Raw genomic sequence first — 288 nt, 5'->3', positions numbered from 1 at the left:
ACACTTGACTCGCTGCGATCTCTCGTAGCGGGAGGCGAATCATACAGCGTTACAACCTGCTGTCAACTGCCTTTTTCACCGCTGCCGATCAGATGATCGAAGCACCTCCGACACTACCTGAAACATTTAACCTATTGATTAACAACAGTTTTTCCGTTTCGACTACGTCGGAAGTGGGGCGCATTATAAGGGGATCTGAAAGCCCGTCAACCGTTTATTTCATATATTTGCAATGTCCGGCGCTGTCTGATGAGGAGCCTCCCCGATCGGCAAGGGCTTGTTCAGCAA

Origin of the sequence: Pseudomonas sp. DrBHI1, assembly GCF_002205115.1 — a bacterium.
Classification (GTDB): Bacteria; Pseudomonadota; Gammaproteobacteria; order Pseudomonadales; family Pseudomonadaceae; genus Aquipseudomonas; species Aquipseudomonas mosselii.
The sequence above is the reverse complement of the archived record's forward strand: the minus strand, read 5'-3'. Positions refer to the sequence as shown.